The sequence below is a fragment of the Salinivibrio sp. ML290 genome (genome assembly GCF_001995695.1).
GTDB classification, from domain to species: domain Bacteria; phylum Pseudomonadota; class Gammaproteobacteria; order Enterobacterales; family Vibrionaceae; genus Salinivibrio; species Salinivibrio siamensis.
In genome coordinates this window covers 43,672-63,888 of record NZ_MUEY01000003.1, presented here as the reverse complement: position 1 = coordinate 63,888, position 20,217 = coordinate 43,672, and the positions used below count along the sequence as shown (strand labels likewise).

Genomic DNA, 20,217 nt, shown 5'->3' with positions numbered 1-20,217 from the left:
CTATTTAAACAGAAGAATTGGCGAGGCATCACTCGCGCACCACTAAGCAACCCGCATTAACGACTGGAACTTATGGTTGGCGTCGGTCACCAGTTTAAAACGCCCGCGTATACCGAGTTGCGATAGGAAAGGACGAAAACGCGAAGCCGGGATCTGAAGACGCAGACCCTGATCGGTCGTCACCACCACATTGGCCGCGGCACCACTGTAGTAGTGTTGATACTCTGAGTAAGCAATGTAAACGTTAAAATAATACTCCATCTCTTCCGCTCAACCTATCACCGTGACACCGCAAACCAATCAACCACCGAAAACAAAAAGCCGCCCAAGGTGGACGGCTTTTCACACTTGTTAACGCTTGGCTGATTTTATCCCAAATCGTTTCTTACTGCTCAAGTGTTTTTTCTACTTTTTCATAGAGATCCGCAGCTAAGTTATCCATATCTGCCAACTCTTGCAGTACCTGTCGCATTTGCTGCTGGCGATGGTGATCGTAATAGGCCAGTTTGAGCATAGGATCAATCAATCGTGATGCCACCTGTGGATTCGACTGATTCAAGGTCACCAAGATCTCTTTTAAAAAGCGGTAGCCGCTACCATCTTGGGCATGAAAACGCGCCGGATTACGATTACAAAATGCCCCGACCAAACTGCGTACACGGTTGGGGTTTTTGAGCGTAAAGGCAGGGTGCGCCATCTGTGCTTTCACCTGCTCTAAGGCAGTCTCGGAAGGGTTCGCACCTTGGAGCATGAACCATTTGTCCATCACCAGTCCATCATGCTGCCATTTATCACTGAAATCTTTCATCAGTGGTTCACGACACGGTAATTGCGCATTGTTAGCGGCATTCAATGCTGCCATGGTGTCAGTCATATTGTTCGCGGCTTGGTAATGACGCTCTACATGCGTGTTGCCGTTTTCCGTGTGCGCGAGATAGCTCAAACAGGCATTACGTAAAGCGCGTTCACCGATCGCTTTGTGGGTGATCTGATATTCAGGTTGCGCATACTGACGGTATACCGCGTCAAACTCATCAACCATATGATCGGCAAATTGTTGCTTGAACGCCGCCATGACTTGATGAATCGCATCAACGTCGACAATATCAAACCAGCCAGCCACTTCCGTCTCGGTCGGTAAGTTGATCACTTCCGCAATCAATGCCGGATCCGTGTTGTCGCTGAGCAATACGCCACGAAATGCATCAATCACTGACAAGGGCACATCAATAGGCTGTTCGTTTTGTACCCGTGCGACGTTCTCCTTAATATGCTTGGCCAGTAGACTCTGACCCGCATCCCACCGCGCGAAATCATTGCGCGCATGTTGCAGTAAGAATGCCAACTCATCGTCTTGATAGTCATGTTCAAGCTTCACTGGCGCGGAGAACTCCCTGAGCAGGGAAAGCACAGGTTGCTCATCCACCCCATCGAAAATAAAGGTCTGCTCAGCATCTGTCACCGCCAGGACGTTTGAGACCGACTCACCGTGACGTTGTAACTCAATCACACTGCCGTCGCGACGATAGAGTGCAATATCCAGTGGAATATATAGCGGCAACTTCTCTTGCTGATCCGCTGTTGGCGGCGTGTGCTGCGTGACATGTAACGCCAACTGTTTGCTATCGGGGTCATAGGTCGATGATACATTCAACACCGGCGTCCCAGATTGGCTGTACCAACGGCGGAACTGAGTCAGATCGACCCCAGACGCATCTTCCATTGCTTGAACAAAATCATCACAAGTGGCTGCTGTACCGTCATGACGTTCAAAGTAGAGTTTGACCCCTTTTTGAAACCCGGTTTCACCCAAAATAGTATGCATCATACGAATAACTTCACTGCCCTTTTCATACACCGTCAGGGTGTAAAAGTTATTCATTTCGATCACTTTTTCTGGCCGGATCGGATGAGACATAGGGCTGGCATCTTCAGCAAACTGGGGGCCACGCATAATACGCGCATTGCTGATACGGTTGACAGAGCGCGAGCCTAAGTCGGAGGAGAACTCTTGATCACGAAAAACAGTTAACCCTTCTTTCAGGCTAAGTTGGAACCAATCACGGCATGTCACTCGGTTCCCCGTCCAGTTATGGAAGTACTCATGACCAATGACCGCTTCGATGCCGAGATAATCGGTGTCGGTGGCGGTTTCGGCGTTTGCCAATACATACTTGGAGTTAAAGATGTTTAAGCCTTTATTCTCCATGGCACCCATGTTGAAGAAGTCAACGGCGACGATCATGTAAATATCTAGATCATATTCAAGATCAAACCGCTCTTCAWCCCATTTCATTGCGTTCTTCAATGAAGTCATCGCATGATCGGCACGATCTAAATTCCCTTTATCAACAAAGATTTCCAGTGCCACATCACGCCCAGAGCGGGTCACAAACGTATCACGTAACACATCAAAATCGCCGCCGACCAGTGCAAATAGGTAACTGGGTTTCGCGTACGGGTCATGCCATTCTACCCAGTGGCGGCCACCTTCCAAATCACCCGACGCAATCTTATTGCCGTTACTGAGTAAGTATGGGTATGTAGATTTATCCGCAATCACCTTGGTGGTAAAGCGAGCTAACACATCGGGACGGTCGAGATAATAAGTGATCCGGCGAAATCCTTCCGCCTCACACTGAGTACAATAAGCCCCGCCCGAAATATATAACCCCTCGAGAGCGGTATTGTTTTCAGGATCGAGCTGAGTTTGGATGGTTAAAGTAAATGCGGCTGGAACGTCTCGGACAATCAATTTGCCCGCCTCTTCACTATAGGCTGTCCAGGGGTCGCCGTTGATATCTAGGCGCACTAACGTGAGCGCGTCCCCGTCTAACACCAGATCGGTGGCGTGATCATTCAGGCGTTTCACCTGGCTAACCGCCGTGACTAGGGTGTTGTTCGGATCAAGATCAAATTCAAGGTTGATATCCGTAATGGTAAAGTCCGGCGCACGGTAATCATCACGGTATTTGGCGGTGGGTTGTTGAGACATGTCGTTTCCTTTTTATCGAGTGTACCTCAGCCAACGAACTGTATTCATTCGCCCAAGGGCGATTTTGCATGCCATACCATACCGCGGCTCGGCATTAATGACTATAGATTTAACAGTTTGTTATCAAATGTTTGCGTTTACATCCAATAAGCGCAGTATAATGTCAACGCAGCCTGCCAATCCCGACTGAAATATAATGTGACGACGGTTAAATTTTCTAAAAATTGCGGTACTATGACGCTCATTTCGTTTTGTAACCCGTAAGGCGTTCACCACGCATGCACAATCCGATCATTACATCACTCTTGGATACTGATGCTTATAAAATCAATATGCAGCAGGCCGTATTTCATCATTATCCTGATGTCCATGTTACCGCTGACTTTTACTGCCGCAGTGATGAAAACCTCTCCTACCTACGTGAACAGGTGGTGGAGCATGTCAATCATCTCGCGACGTTGCGGTTTCATGCAGACGAGCTCAGCTATCTGGACTCGCTAGGTCTATATCAAGCAGACTTTCTCGCCTTTTTGTCAGGTTTTCAATTCGATCCTGACCAAGTCACTGTCGGTGTCGAAGACGGTCAATTAGCAATTCATATCGCCGGCCCTTGGCAAGAGGTGATTCTATGGGAAGTGCCACTACTGGCGATTATTTGTGAGCTGAGAAACCGCGCTTGTTACGCTCAACTAAGTGTCGATGACGCGATTGCACGTCTTGACGATAAGTTAGCCCATCTCCCTAAAGAGGGATTTGCCCATGGGTTCCAGCTCGTTGACTTTGGCACGCGGCGTCGTTTTTCTCGTGAGGTCCATCAGGCGATAGTGACACGTCTGCACGCGGTCTATCCGCCTTTAAAAGGCACTTCTAACGTATGGCTAGCCAAACAGTTAGGGCTTGTGCCTGTCGGCACCCAAGCGCATGAGTGGTTTCAAGCCCATCAGCAGCTTGCAGGTCAGCTTGCTGACTCCCAGCAGCTTGCGTTACAAATGTGGTTGCAAGAGTATCCCGATAGCCTAGGGATAGCGCTAACCGACTGTATCAACATGGATGCCTTTTTACAGGACTTTGATCGTTCGCTCTGTCACGCCTTTAGCGGATTGCGTCATGACAGTGGTGACCCGATTGCATGGGGTGAGAAGGCGATCGCGCATTATCGGTATCATGGTATTGACCCCAAAGATAAGACACTTGTCTTTTCCGATAGCCTCACGCTGGCGAAAGCCGTGCACATCTATCAATACTTTGCCGACAAAGCCACGACCTCATTCGGTATTGGCACGCAGCTAACCTGTGATCTCCCTAATGTGAAAACCCTCAATGTGGTGATCAAATTAACCAGCTGCCAAGGGAAACCTGTTGCCAAAATTTCTGATGAGCCTAACAAAGCCATTTGTAAAGATGAAGCGCACCTCTCTGCACTAAAAGCCGCGTTCAAGTTGTCAGACTAAACGCTTCCCCAATAGAAAAGGGCCAGTTTATTTATCACCGGTCCTTTTCATCAATGTTTTATTGATGAGTTTTTATGATAACACGCTCTGTCATTGCTCACCGTTGCCGTTGTAACACCGCCTCCATACCAAACACCTCATTGGTCAAGCGCAAGGTATCTGAGGCAAGTTGGTACTGGGATGAATGGCGTCCTTCTTCATAAATAAGCATCAGGTTGTCACCTTCCACCAAGTAAACGCCTCGGTGAGTAATTGAACGGCCGTTGTTGCCGCGAACTTGCATCGCAAAAAGAAAATCTGGGCGAAGTTTCAGCGAGACACCATCCACCTCTTCACTCACATCTTCCCCTTCTATGCTGTTTGAACGCCACACCCCGGAGAGATCGTCAGGTAGCAGTTTAGTAAACACGGCTCCCTGAAGCTGCAATTGATTATGATTTAACTGGTAGGCATGCACTTGATCCGCCCCCTGCCCATCGTACAACCGCAATGCTTGATGATTCACCGCATAACTGCCTGCAGCCGTCTCGAGCTGCCCATCACGACGTAGCATATCAATACGGAACTCATAATGAGAGTTAAACGAAAGATTAATCGCTTTATACGGATGGCTCGCCTCTGACTCTTCCTCAGCACTAAACCAATACCATTGACCAAGCAGTAACGGGACATCAAATCGTGCTAAATCGTCACCGCGCACTGGCAAGGCCATCACTAAGGCCAGAAAAACACCCAATAAGCAACGCATACCTTCCCCCTCATTGGCAGTGATGCCTTAACGATAAGGTTAGACTGACTTATCAGTTTTATGCAGTTTTTTGAGCAAGATCTCGTTTCATGTAGGTTGAATCCGCCTAGTCGTCACCATAACGTCATAAAAAAAGCCTAGGCGAATTGCCTAGGCTTGGGGGTGCGCTAACGTGCTAAAAGACCGTATGCCGACCTGACATTTAACGGTTGGCTGAAAGAAGGTTAGCCAAATCTTTTGTGATGCTCGCGGCTTCATCTAAGTATGCATCTGGCTCTTCATAGTCTTTAGGCACATCATCGAGCGTTTTGAAGGGCGGTTCACCCAACGCCTTCTGACGTACATTTAATCTCGCCAAGCGTTCTTGATCTTCTCGCTCCATTTCCTTGCGCCGTGCGTCTTCATTCAAGGAGATTGTGTTTTTATCTTTCTCTTCTTGATAGCGCGCAATGTCTTGGCGGATGAAATCAAACTCTCGATCATCTTTGATCCGCGCTTTGTGCTTTTCACTTATCGTATTAAGCACCGAATCAGGCAAGGATCTAGGCTGATAATCCGCTTTCTCAATTCGATCCCATGGCAAGGCATTTTCTTCCACACTCTCACCTGTTTCATCCGGTGAAACGGGAGAAGGGAAGACAATATCTGGCACCACACCCTTATTTTGGGTACTGCCACCGCTAATCCGATAAAACTTTTGGATCGTGTACTGCACATAACCTAACGGCTTATCAAATAAATCGTAGATATGATTCAAAGAGCGGTGCTGCTGTACGGTCCCTTTACCAAAAGATTGTTCGCCAATCACCACCGCACGCTCATAATCTTGCATGGCGGCCGCGAAAATCTCCGAAGCGGAGGCACTGTAGCGATTAATCAACACCGTCATCGGGCCATCATAGAAACGTTTACCGTCCGTATCACTGTTGACTTTCACTCGCCCATAGCTGTCTCTGACTTGTACAATGGGGCCTTGGTCAATAAACAACCCACTGAGCGCGGTCGCTTCACTCAGTGCCCCCCCTCCGTTATTTCGCAAGTCCACGACGATACCGCTAATGCCCTTTTCTTTCAGACTCGCGATCTCTTTTTTGGTGTCATCGGCCAGCCCAACATAGAATCCGGGGACCGTCAGTACGCCAACTTTTTCGTCACCGCGCTCAATCACTTCAGATTTTACTGCGCGATCTTCCAAGCGAATCTTGTCACGGGTTAGCGTGACATTGTAACTTTTAGCATTCGCCCCTTCGGGTAAGATTTTCAGTTTAACTTCACTGCCTTTCGGGCCTTTAATCAGCTCGACCACATCGTCCAGTCGCCAGCCAATCACATCGACAATCGCTTCGTCTTCTTGGCCCACACCAATAATTCGATCACCGGGTGACAACTGTTTGGACTTGGATGCAGGGCCACCCGCAACGAGAGAACGAATCACTGTGTATTCATTTTTTATCTGCAATACCGCCCCTATCCCTTCGAGGGATAAATTCATTTCCGACTGGAATTGCTCAGCATTGCGTGGTGATAGGTAGCTAGTATGTGGGTCAACTTCACGCGCGAAGGCGTTCATGTAGACCTGGAACACATCTTCGCTATGGCTTTGCGTTAAACGCTTTAACGCGCTGTTATAACGCTTGCCCAAAGTCTCTCGGATTTCTTCATCCTCTTTCCCCGTTAAGCGCAGGTTTAAGGCATCATTTTTTACCCGCTTATCCCAGATAGCATCCAGTTCGTCCTCGTTAGCCGCCCATGGCAGCTCAGTACGATCCAGCACCATGCTTTCGTCAGCAGAGAAATCAAAGGGTTTATCCAACACGTGCAGCGCGTACTGATAACGCTCAAAGCGTTTTTTCAGCACACGGTTGTAAATCGCATAGGCCGCTTGTGTCTCACCTTCTTTGAGCTGATCATCTAAACGCGTTTTCCAACGAGATAGACGTTCGACATCATCTTGGGTTAAAAACACACGATTATAATCCAGTGTTTCCAAGTAACGATCAAAAATCGCCGCCGAGAAGGCATCGTCGAGCGCGAACTGCTTATAGTGGGATCGAGTGAAACGAGAAGTTACACGCTTGGAAGCGGTTTCGTGCTGGGGTTCAGCGGACAGTGAAGGTAGTTCACTGAGTTGAAAATTGGCTTCTACGGCCTGGGCAGAGGCTGCCAGCATCAAGCTGGCAGCGATAGCCGAAACGCGGCGTCGACAAAACATGCGTCGAGGAGTCTCCTTTAGGCGCTGAGGTGCTCCGCTTTTACTAACATGGTTAACCCGTTAGTCAGGCGAACACGCACCTCATCCTTATTAATTTCAACAATGGTCGCTGGCAGATTACCGTTGCCCATGTTCACATTCACGTCTTTACCTACGACAACATCGTTGGCGTTGAGTTCGCGACGTGGCTCACTCTCTTTCTTAGTCATTTTAGCGGGCTTTGGTTTACTCGTACGGTCTTTCGCTGATTGCGCGGCCGCCTTCTTGCCTTTAGGTGCAGTCTTACCCGCACTTTTCGCCTGGCCTTCTGACTTTTTCGCTTGTTGCTGCTTACGACGCTCTGCCGCACGCGCTTTGCTTTCTGACAAGGTCTGCGCAGCATGGTCGATATGCTCTTGCTCAAGCTCGCCACACGCATTGCCATCAAGGTCAACGCGTGACGCCCCTGGTTTCACGCTGTGCAGATAACGCCAGGAAGACGTGTACTGACGAAGCGCGGCGCGCAATTGGGTCTTGCTTACCTTGGGATCGCCTTCAAGACGTGTCGCAAGATCTTGAAAAATACCAATTTTTAATGGCTTGGCTTCGCCTTCAACAGTAAAACATTTAGGGAAACGTTCAGCAATGTAGGCAATGACTTCTTTGCTGTTCGCGAGCTTTTCAGTATTTTCCATGTTTTTTCCTGGCCTGCTGCGAGAAACCACAGCAGCGTATCTACGTGTATTTAAGTATGAAAGTGGTGCGTATTATAGATACCTGATATGAAAAAACTACCAAGATTGGCGAAATCACAAGTGTTTTTGCATTTCTTTGACCAAGGTAGCGAGTCCATGTTCATCTTCTTGGTCAAAGCGACCGATACTTGGACTATCAATATCCAGTACTGCCTGCAATTGATTATTGACCCGAACAGGCACCACAATTTCCGAGTTACTCGCCGCATCACACGCAATATGTCCTTCAAAGGCGTGCACATCCTCTACTCGCATTACGGTATCTTGACGATAGGCGGCCCCACATACCCCTTTATCATAGGGGATGCGTACACAGGCTGGTTGACCTTGAAACGGGCCAAGCACTAACTCTTCTCCCTCGTCGAGATAGAAACCCACCCAGTTAATATCTTCAAGCTGGCTATTGAGTAACGCACTTATATTGGCCAGTTTTGCAATAAGGTTGGGTTCCCCTTCGCACAACGCAACCGCCTGTTGGGTTAACAAGCGGTAAAAATCAGCTTTGTTTTCCATAAATCACTGCATCTCAAACAACAAGACCATTACAATAGAAATAATCCAAAGACTTTTCAATTGAGTATCACTATTTATGATCACCTGGCGCTGGCTTCTTGACCAAGCTCGACCCCATCGCACCCGGCTCATTTGGGCTAACGTGGTAGCCATTGCCGCCACCTTGGTCAGTGTGCCTATCCCATTACTCATGCCGTTATTGGTCGATGAGGTGCTATTGGATAAGCCAGACTGGGGACTTGCGGTACTCAACACCCTCCTGCCTATAAGCTGGCAACAGGCGGGCATTTACATTGCCGCTGTGCTGATCATTGTCGTTATCATGCGTATCGTCAGCCAAGGACTTAACATTCTACAAAGCCGCCAATTTACYCTGGTTGGTAAGGCAATCACCTACAAAATCCGCCAACACTTGATCGCCAAGCTTGGGCGGATCAGCATGCGTGAATACGAATTACGCGGGAGTGGCGGCCTCACCTCTCACCTTGTCACCGATGTCGAAACCATCGATAAGTTTATTGGTACCACACTAAGCAAGTTTATTATTGGTCTGTTGACGGTCACCGGCACCGCGGTCGTCTTACTTTGGATTGATTGGCGACTAGGCTTGTTCATCTTACTGATTAACCCTATTGTCGTGGCGTTAAGCCGCACCCTTGGCCAACGAGTTAAGCACCTTAAAACACAAGAGAACCAATCTTTTGAGCGCTTCCAGCAACGTCTCGTGGATACGTTAGACGGTTTGTATCAACTTCGTGCTGCCAATCGAGAACGTGAGTATTTGCGTCAGCTTGACCACAGTGCCAGTGAGATTAAAGACAGTGCTGACAAGTATGCCTGGCAGTCAGAAGCCGCGGGACGCTTATCATTTTTAATGTTCTTGATCGGCTTCGAGCTCTTTCGCGCTGTAGCAATGGGAATGGTCTTTTTCAGTGATTTATCGATTGGTCTGATGTTCGCGGTGTTTGGTTATTTGTGGTTTATGCTCGGCCCAGTCCAAGAGCTGCTCGGGATTCAATTTGCTTGGTATAGTGCTAAAGCCGCGATGACGCGTATTAATGAGGTTTTACAACTGGCCGAAGAGCCGCGTCGACCCGCGGGCATTGACCCAAGTCGTATCGCCGCCCACACACAGGCCTCGGGCTTAACGGTCGAGATTGATAATCTATGTTTCTCCTACGATGAGGATAAGTCGGTACTCAATGGTTTAAGCATGCGTATCCCTGCCGGCCAGCGTGTGGCATTGGTTGGTGCCAGTGGCGGCGGAAAATCAACCCTTATTCAGTTGCTGTTAGGACTGTATCCGGTAGAACAAGGTGATATACGCTTTAACGGCCACTCGATTAACCATGTCGACATGGATGCTCTCCGTCATCAAATTGCCGTGGTATTGCAACAGCCAGTGCTGTTTAATGATACGTTGAGAAATAACTTATGCTTAGGCCGTCACCTTGCCGACACCGCGCTTTGGCAAGCTATCGAGCACGCCCAATTGGGGGATGTGGTGACACAACTCACCGACGGGCTAGATACACCGCTTGGACGACAAGGGATCCGTTTATCTGGCGGTCAGCGACAACGTGTGGCGATTGCACGAATGCTCCTGAGTGACCCTAAACTGGTTATTTTGGATGAAGCCACGTCCGCCCTAGACACGGCCACTGAGCGCGCGCTACATCAAGCAATGCAAACATTTTTGGCGGGACGGACGACCCTTATCGTGGCTCACCGCCTCTCTGCGGTTAAAGAAGCCGATGTGATTTATGTGTTGGATGAAGGACAAGTGACCCAACAAGGCACGCACACAGAGTTAGTCAATGCGCCGGGGGTATATCAAACCTTGTATGGGCAAATACAACAGGCGGCGGGAAAGTAGACCATGACACAGTCACCAGACAAACCGTTTGCGGCGTCCCCACCTTTAACGAGGTGCTCGGGGTGCGATCTGGTGTTACAACCGTGCCAAACGGACTCCGATCACCTTGCTATCTGCCCACGTTGCGCGACCAAGCTCGCGCACGGACGACGGCTGTCTTTTAATGGAGAGATAGCCTTGGCACTCACGATTTTGGTGCTGTTTCTTCCCGCTCACCTTCTGCCGCTCCTTTCCATCGATTTGTTGGGAAAAACCATCACCACATCCGTGCTTACCGGCGCCAAGATTCTCTGGTCTTCATTCCCGTTTGTCGCTAGCCTCGTCGTATTCTGTGCTTCATTTGCGCCGCTTTTGTTCACCTGTGCGTTATTGGTGATGCACCTGTCTCGACGCCAACAATCCATCCGCTGGTTTCGCCCAGCGGTACGCGTGATTGCGCACAGCCGCCACTGGGTGATGGCGGATGTTTTAATGGTCAGCTTAGCCATCGCCTGTTTTAAAATTCAAGACTACGCCACCTTGCACTTTTCCATGGGGCTTGCCTGCTATGCGACGATACAAATCCTACTATCGGTTTTACTGGTACGGGTAAACACGCAAAGATACTGGGATGCCTTTACTCGCCCAGCACCAGAATCCGAGCCATCCCCTCTTATCCGGTGCAGCCACTGCGGCTTAACACAAGGGCACCAGGAAAGCGCTCACTGTCGTCGATGTCATTTACCGCTTCACCGCCGAATGGTTCGAAGCGAGCAAAAGACTTGGGCCTGTTTAATTACCGCTACCATTTTTCTGTTTCCGGCCAACCTGTTCCCAATCTCCATTTTGTTCTCCAACGGCATTCGACTTGAAGACACCATTTTTTCGGGCGTCGCGAGTCTGATTAATAATGGGATGCCAGGCATCGCTGCGATCATTTTTACTGCCAGCATCGTCGTGCCCGTAGCAAAGATACTAGGGCTAGGTTTGATATTAATAAGCTTACGGTGCACCACCGCCATCACACCACGTCAACATATGTGGCTATACCGAGGGGTGAAATGGATTGGAAAGTGGTCGATGATGGACTTATTTGTGATTGCGTTTATGGTCGCCTTAGTCGATCGTGGTCGCATTATGGACTTTATGCCTGGACCGGGTGCCATTGCATTCGGCTTGGTCGTGGTATTAACCATGCTTGCCACTGAATTTCTTGATACGCGTTTGATATGGGATCATCATGAGCGACAAACAAGACATACCCTCACCGATCGTTAAAAGCAGCTATGGCTTGTCTCCCCTATGGATACTGCCTGTATTGGCCTTGCTGATGGCCGCTTGGCTCCTGTTTCAATCCATCAGTGAAGCGGGGCAACGGATTCAAATTGTGTTTAGCGATGCGCAAGGCTTGGAGGCTGGCCAAACCACGATCCGTTACCAAGGGTTGGAAGTGGGTAAGGTGCGAAATATTACACTCGCGGATGACTTGGACGGCATTTATGTTGACGCCAATATCTATCCAGAGGCGACGCAACTGCTCACAAGTGGCACCGAGTTTTGGCTTGTGAAACCACGCGCCTCGATCACTGGGATCAGCGGCCTCGAAACCTTGGTCTCAGGCAACTATATTGCCTTACAACCGGGTAGCGGCGACCCCAGCCTATCCTTCGTCGCGCGTGACGAACCACCGACAGATATCGCAGAAAAAGCCGGCACAACCGTCAAGCTACACGCACCGACATTAGGCTCACTGAATGTCGGTTCGCCGATTTACTATCGGAAAATTCGTGTCGGCGAAATTTACAGTTACCGGCTTGATCAAGATTCGCAAGGGGTGACGCTCTCCGCGTTAATTGAGCCGCAATTCTCGCATTTACTCAAACAAGACTCACGCTTTTGGTCGATCAGCGGTGTAAAAGCCAATGTTGATGTGTCGGGTGTTGATGTGCAGCTCGAGAGTGTGGCGAGCTTGATTGCCGGTGGCATTGCATTCGACTCCCCGAAAGCAAGCCCAACACTTGAGGACAATCGCCCTTTTCAGCTTTACCAAAGCCTTTCGCAGGCCGCACGCGGTCAATCGATACAAATAGCGCTCCCTGAACAACATGGGCTGCCCGGCGCGGGGACGAAGATCACCTATCAAGGATTAGAAGTCGGTGAAATTACCCACATAGACGTCGCGGCACAGCAACAACGCCCAGTCGCAACCGCACACATTGACCCGAGCATGACCTGGCTGCTCAACCAAGACACCTACTTTCAGATAGAGCAGCCCCAAATTGGTTTTGATGGACTAAAGAATCTGGGTAATTTAGTCCTCGGCAACTACTTGACGATCCAACCTGGTTCGGCAGATGCTGATCCCGCGATGCCTGACGATGTATTTACCGCCCGAACCTGGCACCAACAGCAAAAGCAACTGACCGGTGCCCTCACAGTAACCTTAACCGCAGACGATGCATACGGCTTAACCCCCCACACCAAAGTATTGCATCGCGGCATTCAAGTGGGCTTTATCGACCGTGTCGCGCTCAATGAAAGTGACACTGTCACTTTAAAGCTATTGATTTATCCAGAATACCGCCACTTGGTGAAACAACAATCGCAGTTTTTTATTCTCGGTGGGATCACGGGCGAGCTCAGTGGTGACGGTCTCAATGTGGTCGTGCCAGCGATGGAACAAATCGCCGACCCGGCTTTAAGCTTTACCAGCGAAGGGGCGAAAGGCATCAAGGAGACGTATCCACTGTACACCTCCCCTATTCAAGCGAAGCACGCCAAGCAAGATGCACGCGGTGAAACACGCTTTACCTTAGTGGCGAGTCGTATGCCTAGTGTGAGTGAAGGCAGTCCCGTGATGTACCGCAATTTTGTGGTCGGCCAAGTGGAAGGATATCAGCTTAACGGCAACACTGTGTCCATCGCCATTGCGGTGAGTAATCGCTATAAGCATCTGATTAATCCACAAACCGTATTTTGGAATCAATCTGGGCTGGATATCAAAGCCAACCTCAGCGGCGTCGAAATAAATACAGGCTCGTTGCGCTCACTGGTTAACGGCGGTATCGCGTTCGGCACCATGCCTGGTATTAGTAATAAACGAAACGGAGATTGGAAGCTTTACCCCTCAAAGCAAGAAGCCGCTCAATACGGCGTAGATATTAGGCTAACGGTTGACCAGGCCAACGGGGTAAAAGTGGGCAGCGCGATCCGTTATCAAGGAGTCGATGTTGGCGAAGTGATCACCCTAAGCCCCGACTTCGACCACGAAAACGTGACCATTCAGGCTCGTCTCTACCCTGAATACAAAAATGCGCTTGCACGCACCGGCAGCTATTTCTGGCTCACTCAACCCGTCCTCAGTCTGACCAAAACAGAGAACTTGGACTCACTATTTGGCACCTATATCTCGGTGGTCCCCGGCGAGGGTGACTTCACCCAACAGTTCACTCTCCATGACTCACCCAAATACCCAAAAGGGCTGACACTCATCCTGGAGAGCGACGCTCGCCACTCTATCGCCCCTGGCACACCGGTATTACATCGCGATATCGAAGTGGGTATTGTCTCTAGCGTTAGATTAGGCGAGCTGTCTGACCGAGTCATTTTCGAACTACAAATCGCGCCTCAATATGCGCACCTGGTTCGTGAAAACACGGTCTTTTGGAACGAGTCCGGGGTCGATGTCTCCATTGGGCTAACGGGGGCAGATCTCAAAAGCGGCACGATTGATAGTTTGCTGAAAGGCGGTATTGCTTTCTCAACCCCAGACGATCAACCTTTGCAGCCAGTGGCCAATGATCATCGTCACTTCTTGCTGCACAGTGAGAGTAAAAAAGTATGGCAAGAATGGCGAACGGCTATTCCAACACCCTAAGCTGCTTGTACTAAGCGACCCTCGATACGCTCGCTAAAAAATCAGGGACCTCGACGCGCTCGCTAGGTCCCTGATAATACTTATCCTTTAACAAAATTGTGTCACAAACTGGCATGTCGTTATTGATAGACTACACTTTAGTAATCACAACCTAAATATTGGCATATGGCTCCTTGAGCCTTTTCCCTGAACCCGGAACAGGACGTTCCGGGTCTTTTTTTATCGGGAATTTGTGACACCGTCACTTGTTCAGGTAAATGCCGTCCTGTTCAATACGAATTTTACGTTGCTTATAAAGCCCACCCAGTGTTTTCTTAAAGGTCGCCTTGCTGGTACGAAAGAGAGAAAAAATAGCGTCAGGTGAGCTTTTATCATTAAGTGGTAAAAAGCCCCCTTTGCTCTCTAGCATCTTAATCACTTTGTCACTGAGATCGTCAACCCGCGCTTTACCATGTTTTTGTAATGCCAGATCAACTTTGCCATCCTCACGAACGGTTTTTACATAGGCACTGAGTTTTTTGCCGATAAACAGCTTACCGAACGCTTCAGCGCGATAGATAAGCCCCCAATGCTGGTTATTCACCACGCACTTAAAGCCAAGGTCGGTGATGTCAGTAATGATCACCGAGACCTTATCGCCGACTTTTATCTGAGGCGGCTCCTCACTGATAAACTTATTGAACTTGCGGCTAGCAACAATACGCCCGGATGCCTTGTCGGTATAAACCCGCACCACATAGGGTTTTCCCTCCTCCATGCGCGTACGTTGCTCGCTAAAGGGCACCAACAAATCTTTGCTTAACCCCCAGTCGACAAACGCCCCGACCGTATTGACGCCAACACAGCGCAATGATGCAAACTCACCCACTTGCGCATAGGGCGTTTCAGTCGTGGCAATAATCTCATCTTCGGAGTCAAAGTAGATGAACACATTGAGCGTATCACCAACACGGGTATTCTCAGGGACGTAACGGGTCGGCAGCAAAATATTGCCAAAGTCATCGCCATCAAGGAACACGCCAAAGTCTGCCTGTTTCACCACTGATAGTTTGTTGTATTGCCCTAGTTTAATCATTGTCTCAGCGCTGTAGAAAATAATGCCCGTGAGTATACGCAATTTGTCCTTGAGATGTGGAAGAAATACGGTTCGGGTGAGGAAAAAAACACCACCCCATGTCAACCAATACCCCTACATTCTATCCCTTGTTAGCGGCTGCCAGGCTGTTAGGCTTAAATGATTAACCTAAAGGGGGATGCATGGCAGTATTTGATGGTGAACATATTCGGTTTAGCTTTAGCCAATTAGGGAGCGCATTGGGTAAAGCAGTGACCCCTACGCCTTTGGACAACGGCCGGCTTCTAACATACAACGCCGCGCTAGCTGATGAACTCGGCTTAACGACGGCAGACATTCACAGTGAACGCTTTCGTGCAATTCTGTCTGCGGAGGCGTCGCTTGCGGGCCGCAAACCCTTTGCAATGAAATACACAGGGCACCAATTCGGCCAATACAACCCTGAGCTCGGTGATGGTCGTGGGGTGTTATTGGGAGAGTGGCGTGATGATAATGGCACACTCTGGGACTGGCATTTAAAAGGGGCGGGAAAAACCCCCTATAGCCGCCACGGCGACGGGCGTGCGGTGTTACGTTCCACCCTCCGTGAGTATCTCGCGAGCGCAGCCATGAAGGGACTCAACATCCCTACCACGCAGGCATTAGCCATGGCCACCAGCGATACCCCGGTGATGCGCGAGCGCATCGAGACGGCCGCAACCTTACTTCGGGTCTCGGAAAGCCACGTGCGTTTCGGCCATTTTGAGTACTTGTTTTACAGCCAACAGCACGATGCACTGGGTACGCTGGCCGACTATGTCATTGCACGCCATTTTCCTGAGCTTGCCGAGGCCGAGAAACCTTATGCCGCCTTGCTACAAGAAATTGTCGAGCGCACGGCAGAAATGATTGCCAAGTGGCAAGCGGTTGGTTTTAACCATGGTGTCATGAATACCGACAATCTGTCGATTTTAGGCCAGACCTTCGATTATGGCCCCTATGCTTTTTTGGATGATTTCAACCCGAGCAATATTTGTAATCACACTGATTACACGGGGCGATATGCCTTTAATCAGCAGCCTGCTATCGCGCTATGGAACCTCTCTGCGCTTGGCTACGCCTTTACCCCACTGCTTGAAAGTGACGTGATTAACGACATTCTCGGCGGTTATGAACACCATCTCCAGGTAGCTTACAGCAAAGCCATGCGCGACAAACTAGGGTTGTCCGATGCACAGCAAGGGGACAGTGATTTGTTCAACGCGCTTTTTTCATTGCTCGAATCTCAACAAGTCGACTACACCCTTTTCTTTCGCAGGCTCAGTGACATCAAGCAAGAGGCGCTATTAAGTGCAAAGACACTCAGCCAGTTTAACGACCTCGTATCAGATGCCGATGCCTTAACGGCTTGGTTAAGCGAATACCACCAACGGGTGGCAGATCATGACGACAACACTCGCCTCGCTGGCATGCAGGCAACCAATCCTAAGTTTATTTTACGTAATTATTTGGCCCAGCAGGCGATAGAGGCGGCAGAACAAGGTGACATGCAGCCAACTCACAATTTGATGACAGTACTGGCTTCCCCGTTTGCGTCACATTCCGCGCTTGACTCCCTTGCTCGACGTCCCGCCGATGAAGAGAAAGATATGACCCTTAGCTGCTCCTCGTAGCCTAAACGTGCGCCTGAGTCATTTGCCACTGAGGCGCTCATATCAATCCACTAAAATACGCCTCGGTGATCACCGCTCTGACAAGAAAAATCCAACAGATGTCACATTGATGCTTTCATAGGCGGCGTTTTTTGCTATCTTACTGGCTTCGCAACAGAATAAGATGTGAGGAAGGCTGTCCTCTATGCCACTGAAAACCGATGAGCTTCGAACACGTGTGGTTGATACCATGCCTACGCCTGCAGAGGTGGAAGCTGCCCACCCCATCAACGACAATGTTGCTCACCATATTACCGCCGCACGACAGGCGATCAGTCGTATTCTCAATGGCGACGATACGAGGCTGCTAGCGATTGTTGGTCCCTGCTCTGTTCATGATCCCGACGCGGCCCGTGATTACGCAGCCAAGCTTAAACCGCTCGCCGATAAGTACAGCGACCAATTATTGGTGGTGATGCGCACATATTTTGAAAAGCCACGTACGGTTGTCGGTTGGAAAGGCCTTATCAATGACCCGCACCTTGACGGAAGCGGTGATATTCGTGCAGGCCTGTTTACGGCGCGTGAGCTCCTGCTCGATATCAACAAAATGGGACTGCCAACTGCTACCGAGTTTCTCGACATGATCACGGGTCAGTATATCGCTGACTTGATCAGCTGGGGAGCGATTGGCGCCCGCACGACAGAATCACAAATTCATCGTGAAATGGCCTCTGCACTCTCCAGCCCTGTCGGCTTTAAAAATGGCACAGACGGCAATATCCGTATTGCCGTCGATGCCATTCGCGCCAGCAGAGAGTCTCACCTTTTCTGCTCACCCGACAAAAATGGCAGCATGACCATTTATCGAACCGCAGGCAACCCAGATGGGCATGTCATTTTACGCGGCGGTCATCAGCCGAACTATTACCCCAACGATGTGAAAGCCGCCGCGCAAACGCTAAGCGATTTCAAATTGCCTGGTAAGCTTGTGGTAGACTTCAGCCACGGTAATTGCCAAAAGCAGCATCGCCGCCAGCTTGATGTATGCGCGAATATTGCTGATCAGATCCGCCATGGCGAGCAAGCGATTGCCGGTATCATGGCTGAGAGCTTCTTACAAGAAGGCAATCAAACCATGGGTGACGAGCAATCACGCGTTTATGGCCAGTCGATCACTGACCCCTGTCTGGGATGGGCCGATACCGAGCGCTTGCTCGAGCAACTGGCTGATGCCGTCGCGGCGCGCAACACCCCATAATGACTGACGATTTATCGGCGTGACTGGCTCACGCCCCAATTAGGAAAAGACTATGCCTTCATTTGATATTGTCTCTGAAATTGACAACGTTGAGCTAAAAAACGCAGTGGACAACGCCAACCGAGAGCTTGCAACTCGCTTTGATTTTCGTGGTGTTGAGGCCAGCTTCGAACTCGATAAAGAAACCGTGAAAGTAACGGCTGAAGCGGATTTTCAGGTTAACCAAATGATGGACATGTTGCGCAGTAATCTCGCCAAGCGTGGTGTTGATGCACGCGCCATGGATATCCAAGACATGGTTCACTCTGGCAAAACCTTTTATCAACAGGTGAAATTTAAAAACGGTATTGAAACGCCTGTCGCGAAGAAGATCACCAAAGCGATTAAAGATGCCAAGATGAAAGTGCAAACCCAGATTCAGGGCGAGCAAGTACGTGTCACCGGAAAGAAACGGGATGATTTGCAGGCAGTGATTCAATTAATCAAGGAAAGTGACTTTGAGCAGCCTTTCCAATTTGAAAACTTTCGCGACTAGCCCCGAGCACTTGTTATCGATAGCATAAAAAACGGGCCTGTTAGACTTAGGCCCGTTTTATTCGGCAGCGCGTGTCAGTCGCTAAGCGCTTTTTCGTGACAACACTCGCATCATACTACTTGTACTTGCTTTTGATTTCCTCAAGCGTGCCATCGGCGGTCGCTTGATCAATGCCCGCTTGTAGCTTTTCAACATAGCTATCTGGCGTGTTGTTACTAAAGCTATAGTAGAGCTGAGACTCATCCAAGACATGAACTACTTCAAACTGGCTGGTGTCAATATTGTTTTGGCTCATAATGAAGGCACTGACGTTTTCCTCGTAAGCCCACATATCAACTCGGCCCGCCGCCAATTGTTTGGCGAGTAAATCCGCTTTTGGCGAGAGGCGTAGCGCGCCTTCATCGACACCCATTGAGCGTAACAAGTGCTCACCGACGTCATCGCGTACAACGCCGACTTTATAGTTGGCAAAGTCACTCGCATTGTCGATAGTGATCCCTTTGCTTTTAGGGGCCCAGACAACAATTTTTGTGTCTGTAATCGGCCCTACCCATTTAAACTTATCTTCCCGTTCATCCGTCCGTGTGGTTGAAAACAATACGGTATTGGGCTCAGACAGTGCCGTGGCATAGCCACGTGCCCATGGCTGAATCTTCACTTGATCTCGGCTTACCGGATCCCCTGCTGCTTCTGTTGCAGCTTCGAGAAAATCAACCGCAATTCCCTTTAACTCACCGCGCTCTTCATAGTTAAACGGCGGATACACCTCAGTGATATAATCAAGATCGCCTAAGTTTTCAGCGACTGTGGTGGTTGAGAAAACCAGCAAGCTGGCGGCAATGAGTGACTTCATTGGACTACCTCTTTTAACCTTCCATTAAATGTGCTCAGCCAACATTATTATTATTAGCTCATACCAAATTGGAGAAGCTGAATAGGATAAGTTAGCTCATACCAAATTGGAGAAGCTGAATAGGATAAGGCGTGGCCTTGTCACTATTCACTCACCTCCTCTAGTGTAGTCAGCTTCCATGTCCCGTGCGCAGTTTTGCCGGAGGTTGTGATCTAACTTCCGTTTTTTCTATGTACAAACGTTTGAATAATCAGAAAAAAATGAGCCGTTCAGCGCTGATAACAAATTTAAACGCTCTCTCATATACCTCTGCCGATCCCGCACAATCAAGTAAAAAAGTTGAATTAGGTCACCATTCATGCCTAAACTTTGTCCCCAATTACAGCGTAATTATGGGCTATCGCAGACTGACGCCTTTAAAGCGTTTCGCAAGGGATCATTTTTGCCACGAAGGCACCAGATAACGCCCAATACTCA

15 protein-coding genes are annotated in these 20,217 nt (G+C 49.4%); 7 read left to right on the top strand and 8 right to left on the bottom strand.

Annotated elements, in window-relative coordinates; translation table 11 throughout:
* Nucleotides 1-42: 42 nt before the first annotated feature.
* Both BZG23_RS03925 and pepN read right to left on the bottom strand, forming a co-directional pair.
* Nucleotides 43-261 carry a DUF2835 domain-containing protein gene (locus BZG23_RS03925; protein WP_046073214.1) on the bottom strand — a complete coding sequence of 73 codons (219 nt, stop codon included), beginning with the start codon at nt 259-261 and terminating at the stop codon, nt 43-45.
* Nucleotides 262-385: 124 nt separating this feature from the next.
* Nucleotides 386-2,995, bottom strand: coding sequence for an aminopeptidase N (pepN, locus tag BZG23_RS03920; RefSeq protein WP_077606188.1), 2,610 nt, complete (start codon nt 2,993-2,995; stop codon nt 386-388).
* A gap of 278 nt (nt 2,996-3,273) precedes the next feature.
* On the opposite strand from pepN, the gene pncB reads away from it, so the two are divergent.
* Complete coding sequence (pncB, locus tag BZG23_RS03915) at nt 3,274-4,446, top strand: nicotinate phosphoribosyltransferase (protein ID WP_077606187.1); 1,173 nt, start codon at nt 3,274-3,276, stop codon at nt 4,444-4,446.
* A 97-nt stretch (nt 4,447-4,543) separates the two neighbouring features.
* On the opposite strand, the gene BZG23_RS03910 is transcribed toward pncB, so the two are convergent.
* The 4 genes from BZG23_RS03910 to BZG23_RS03895 all read right to left on the bottom strand — a co-directional run bounded on the left by BZG23_RS03910 (nt 4,544) and on the right by BZG23_RS03895 (nt 8,653).
* Nucleotides 4,544-5,194 (bottom strand): hypothetical protein, encoded by a 651-nt coding sequence (locus BZG23_RS03910; protein ID WP_046073211.1) that lies wholly within the window; start codon nt 5,192-5,194, stop codon nt 4,544-4,546.
* A 202-nt stretch (nt 5,195-5,396) separates the two neighbouring features.
* The gene (gene prc / locus BZG23_RS03905) at nt 5,397-7,406 is read right to left on the bottom strand and encodes a carboxy terminal-processing peptidase (protein ID WP_077606186.1); all 2,010 of its coding nucleotides are present in this window, start codon (nt 7,404-7,406) and stop codon (nt 5,397-5,399) included.
* 17 nt (nt 7,407-7,423) lie between these two features.
* Nucleotides 7,424-8,080 (bottom strand): RNA chaperone ProQ, encoded by a 657-nt coding sequence (gene proQ / locus BZG23_RS03900; protein ID WP_077606185.1) that lies wholly within the window; start codon nt 8,078-8,080, stop codon nt 7,424-7,426.
* Nucleotides 8,081-8,194: 114 nt separating this feature from the next.
* Nucleotides 8,195-8,653: a GAF domain-containing protein gene (locus tag BZG23_RS03895; RefSeq protein ID WP_046073208.1), complete on the bottom strand. Its 459-nt coding sequence runs from the start codon at nt 8,651-8,653 to the stop codon at nt 8,195-8,197.
* Between the two features lie 76 nt (nt 8,654-8,729).
* On the opposite strand from BZG23_RS03895, the gene BZG23_RS03890 reads away from it, so the two are divergent.
* From BZG23_RS03890 to BZG23_RS03880, 3 genes are read left to right on the top strand one after another with little or no spacing between them, the layout of a single operon-like run.
* Nucleotides 8,730-10,529, top strand: coding sequence for an ABC transporter ATP-binding protein (locus tag BZG23_RS03890; protein WP_077606184.1), 1,800 nt, complete (start codon nt 8,730-8,732; stop codon nt 10,527-10,529).
* A 3-nt stretch (nt 10,530-10,532) separates the two neighbouring features.
* Complete coding sequence (locus BZG23_RS03885) at nt 10,533-11,786, top strand: paraquat-inducible protein A (RefSeq protein WP_077606183.1); 1,254 nt, start codon at nt 10,533-10,535, stop codon at nt 11,784-11,786.
* Nucleotides 11,749-14,385, top strand: a complete 2,637-nt coding sequence (locus BZG23_RS03880) for a PqiB family protein (protein ID WP_077606182.1) — start codon at nt 11,749-11,751, stop codon at nt 14,383-14,385. Before BZG23_RS03885 ends, BZG23_RS03880 begins: the two co-directional genes overlap by 38 nt.
* 241 nt (nt 14,386-14,626) lie before the next feature.
* Here BZG23_RS03880 and BZG23_RS03875 read toward each other — a convergent pair whose 3' ends face one another.
* The gene (locus BZG23_RS03875) at nt 14,627-15,460 is read right to left on the bottom strand and encodes a CvfB family protein (protein ID WP_077577800.1); all 834 of its coding nucleotides are present in this window, start codon (nt 15,458-15,460) and stop codon (nt 14,627-14,629) included.
* 182 nt (nt 15,461-15,642) lie between these two features.
* Between BZG23_RS03875 and BZG23_RS03870 the strand changes: the two genes are divergently transcribed.
* The 3 genes from BZG23_RS03870 to BZG23_RS03860 all read left to right on the top strand — a co-directional run bounded on the left by BZG23_RS03870 (nt 15,643) and on the right by BZG23_RS03860 (nt 18,887).
* Nucleotides 15,643-17,112 (top strand): protein adenylyltransferase SelO, encoded by a 1,470-nt coding sequence (locus BZG23_RS03870; protein ID WP_077606181.1) that lies wholly within the window; start codon nt 15,643-15,645, stop codon nt 17,110-17,112.
* A 184-nt stretch (nt 17,113-17,296) separates the two neighbouring features.
* Nucleotides 17,297-18,352 (top strand): 3-deoxy-7-phosphoheptulonate synthase, encoded by a 1,056-nt coding sequence (locus tag BZG23_RS03865; RefSeq protein WP_077606180.1) that lies wholly within the window; start codon nt 17,297-17,299, stop codon nt 18,350-18,352.
* Between the two features lie 52 nt (nt 18,353-18,404).
* Nucleotides 18,405-18,887 (top strand): YajQ family cyclic di-GMP-binding protein, encoded by a 483-nt coding sequence (locus tag BZG23_RS03860; protein WP_046073201.1) that lies wholly within the window; start codon nt 18,405-18,407, stop codon nt 18,885-18,887.
* 115 nt (nt 18,888-19,002) lie between these two features.
* Here BZG23_RS03860 and BZG23_RS03855 read toward each other — a convergent pair whose 3' ends face one another.
* Nucleotides 19,003-19,740 (bottom strand): substrate-binding periplasmic protein, encoded by a 738-nt coding sequence (locus tag BZG23_RS03855; RefSeq protein WP_077606179.1) that lies wholly within the window; start codon nt 19,738-19,740, stop codon nt 19,003-19,005.
* Between the last annotated feature and the right edge of the window lie 477 nt (nt 19,741-20,217).

Bases quoted from the DNA above. Each gene is read 5' to 3' on its own strand.
- BZG23_RS03870 (WP_077606181.1), top strand. From the start codon at position 15,643: ATGGCAGTATTTGATGGTGAACATATTCGGTTTAGCTTTAGCCAATTA.
- pncB (WP_077606187.1), top strand. From the start codon at position 3,274: ATGCACAATCCGATCATTACATCACTCTTGGATACTGATGCTTATAAA.
- BZG23_RS03855 (WP_077606179.1), bottom strand. From the start codon at position 19,740: ATGAAGTCACTCATTGCCGCCAGCTTGCTGGTTTTCTCAACCACCACA.
- BZG23_RS03895 (WP_046073208.1), bottom strand. From the start codon at position 8,653: ATGGAAAACAAAGCTGATTTTTACCGCTTGTTAACCCAACAGGCGGTT.
- proQ (WP_077606185.1), bottom strand. From the start codon at position 8,080: ATGGAAAATACTGAAAAGCTCGCGAACAGCAAAGAAGTCATTGCCTAC.
- BZG23_RS03880 (WP_077606182.1), top strand. From the start codon at position 11,749: ATGAGCGACAAACAAGACATACCCTCACCGATCGTTAAAAGCAGCTAT.
- BZG23_RS03860 (WP_046073201.1), top strand. From the start codon at position 18,405: ATGCCTTCATTTGATATTGTCTCTGAAATTGACAACGTTGAGCTAAAA.
- BZG23_RS03865 (WP_077606180.1), top strand. From the start codon at position 17,297: ATGCCACTGAAAACCGATGAGCTTCGAACACGTGTGGTTGATACCATG.
- BZG23_RS03925 (WP_046073214.1), bottom strand. From the start codon at position 261: ATGGAGTATTATTTTAACGTTTACATTGCTTACTCAGAGTATCAACAC.
- BZG23_RS03910 (WP_046073211.1), bottom strand. From the start codon at position 5,194: ATGCGTTGCTTATTGGGTGTTTTTCTGGCCTTAGTGATGGCCTTGCCA.
- BZG23_RS03875 (WP_077577800.1), bottom strand. From the start codon at position 15,460: ATGATTAAACTAGGGCAATACAACAAACTATCAGTGGTGAAACAGGCA.
- BZG23_RS03885 (WP_077606183.1), top strand. From the start codon at position 10,533: ATGACACAGTCACCAGACAAACCGTTTGCGGCGTCCCCACCTTTAACG.
- prc (WP_077606186.1), bottom strand. From the start codon at position 7,406: ATGTTTTGTCGACGCCGCGTTTCGGCTATCGCTGCCAGCTTGATGCTG.